Annotated in this window: 1 protein-coding gene, 1 tRNA gene and 2 rRNA genes (1 of these 4 cut by a window edge); 1 reads left to right on the forward strand and 3 read right to left on the reverse strand. The window is 55.4% G+C overall.

The genetic code is table 11. The features are described from left to right. The coding region (locus JYP46_RS21970; protein WP_206549367.1) for a hypothetical protein at positions 1–228 on the forward strand (228 nt) is incomplete at its 5' end. 123 nt (positions 229–351) lie between these two features. On the opposite strand, the gene JYP46_RS21975 is transcribed toward JYP46_RS21970, so the two are convergent. The 3 genes from JYP46_RS21975 to JYP46_RS21985 all read right to left on the reverse strand — a co-directional run. Beyond that, a tRNA-Met gene (locus JYP46_RS21975) sits at positions 352–428 on the reverse strand. 91 nt (positions 429–519) lie between these two features. Beyond that, positions 520–634: ribosomal RNA gene (rrf, locus tag JYP46_RS21980) — 5S ribosomal RNA — on the reverse strand. Positions 635–716: 82 nt separating this feature from the next. After that, positions 717–2,500, reverse strand: a 23S ribosomal RNA gene (locus JYP46_RS21985) (it continues 1,031 nt past the right edge of the window).

Consider the following 2,500-nt stretch of genomic DNA (forward strand, 5'->3'; position numbering starts at 1 on the left):
GGTCTTCCGCTTTCGACGACGCACCGGAAGATCCTTGAGCTTGAGGCTTCTGGATTTCTGGAGCGAGTGCGCAGCGGGCGTTCGACGCATCTTGTTCCGACACGCCGGAGCTGCGTTGAGCTGGACAAGAGTTTCGAGGAGATGGTTTCGACGCTTCAGCGTCTTTACCGGGGTGGTCCGGGGCTTGGTGAGGACAGGCGCGGTTCAGCGTCCCGGGAACGTCTCTGAGCGACGGGGCAGCGCATGTCAGCTGTGCCCGTGCCTTTGGGTTTCTGGGAATCTGGTCGGTTTTCTGGAGCGTTAGAACGCAAAAAACCCCGCGGCGTGTGCAGCGGGGTTTGTTCGTTGATTTGGTTGCGGGGGCAGGATTTGAACCTGCGACCTTCAGGTTATGAGCCTGACGAGCTACCGGGCTGCTCCACCCCGCGTCAACTTTTGTGTTCTTTTTGCATGCCAAAAGGCCGCGTTTGCGGCCTTTTGTTTTTGGTTTGTGTCGAGAAGCTTACATGCGATTTGCAGACCTGGCAGCGACCTACTCTCCCGCGTCTTAAGACGAAGTACCATCGGCGCTGGGGCGTTTCACGGCCGTGTTCGGAAAGGGAACGGGTGCAGCCGCCCCGCCATGACCACCAGGTCGGCAAAGCGCATGTAATCGAGAAGCTGGTTGGCCTTTTGGCCAGTATTTTGTCGCTCTTGATGAGCATAAGCAATGAGAATGATTCAAGCCTATCGAGTTATTAGTACCGGTAAGCTCCATGCGTTGCCGCACTTCCACACCCGGCCTATCAACGTGGTGGTCTCCCACGACTCTCAGGGAATACTCGTTTCCAGGTCGGTTTCCCGCTTAGATGCCTTCAGCGGTTATCCGTTCCGTATATAGCTACCCTGCTATGCGGCTGGCGCCACAACAGGTCCACCAGAGATACGTCCATCCCGGTCCTCTCGTACTAGGGACAGATCCTGTCAATATTCCTACACCCACGGCAGATAGGGACCGAACTGTCTCACGACGTTCTGAACCCAACTCACGTACCGCTTTAAATGGCGAACAGCCATACCCTTGGGACCTGCTCCAGCCCCAGGATGCGATGAGTCGACATCGAGGTGCCAAACAACCCCGTCGATATGGACTCTTGGGGGTCATCAGCCTGTTATCCCCGGCGTACCTTTTATCCGTTGAGCGATGGCCCTTCCACGCGGGACCACCGGATCACTATGACCGACTTTCGTCTCTGCTCGACTTGTCAGTCTTGCAGTCAGGCAGGCTTATGCCATTGCACTCAGCGAACGATTTCCGACCGTTCTGAGCCCACCATCGCGCGCCTCCGTTACTCTTTAGGAGGCGACCGCCCCAGTCAAACTACCCACCATACACTGTCCCGGATCCGGATAACGGACCGCGGTTAGACATCCATGTAGATAAGGGTGGTATTTCAAGGATGGCTCCATCCAGGCTGGCGCCCGAACTTCAAAGCCTACCACCTATCCTACACATGCCGACACGAATGCCAGTGTAAAGCTATAGTAAAGGTGCACGGGGTCTTTCCGTCTAACCGCAGGAACCCCGCATCTTCACGGGGAATTCAATTTCACTGAGTCTCTGCTGGAGACAGCGGGGAAGTCGTTACGCCATTCGTGCAGGTCGGAACTTACCCGACAAGGAATTTCGCTACCTTAGGACCGTTATAGTTACGGCCGCCGTTTACCGGGGCTTCAATTCAGAGCTTGCACTCCTCCTTTTAACCTTCCGGCACCGGGCAGGCGTCAGACCCTATACGTCGTCTTGCGACTTCGCAGAGCCCTGTGTTTTTGATAAACAGTCGCTACCCCCTGGTCTGTGCCACCCCCCTCCGGTTGCCCGAAGAAGGGTCACGCTTATCCCGAAGTTACGCGTGCATTTTGCCGAGTTCCTTCAGCAGAGTTCTCTCAAGCGCCTTGGTATACTCTACCAGTCCACCTGTGTCGGTTTCGGGTACGGTCTATATGGAGGAGCTATTTCCTGGGACCACTTGGCTGCCTTCCCAATCCAGTAAGGAAAGACAACGTCCACGATCCGTCACTACCTCCAGGCCCACGAATATTAACGTGGTTCCCATCGACTACGCCTTTCGGCCTCGCCTTAGGGGCCGGCTAACCCTGCTCAGATTAACTTTAAGCAGGAACCCTTGGACTTTCGGCGAGGGGGTCTCTCACCCCCTTTATCGTTACTCATGTCAGCATTCGCACTTCCGATACCTCCAGGAGCCCTCACGGGTCTCCCTTCATCAGCCTACGGAACGCTCCGCTACCGCTTGCAAAGCAAGCCCAAAGCTTCGGTGTATGGCTTTAGCCCCGGTACATTTTCGGCGCAAAACCCCTTAATTAGACCAGTGAGCTGTTACGCTTTCTTTAAATGATGGCTGCTTCTAAGCCAACATCCTGGTTGTTTTGGGAGTCTCACATCCTTTCCCACTTAGCCATAACTTGGGGACCTTAGCTGTTGGTCAGGGTTGTTTCCCTC

The sequence above is a fragment of the Nitratireductor aquimarinus genome (genome assembly GCF_017255295.1).
In the GTDB taxonomy this organism is placed as follows: domain Bacteria; phylum Pseudomonadota; class Alphaproteobacteria; order Rhizobiales; family Rhizobiaceae; genus Nitratireductor; species Nitratireductor aquimarinus.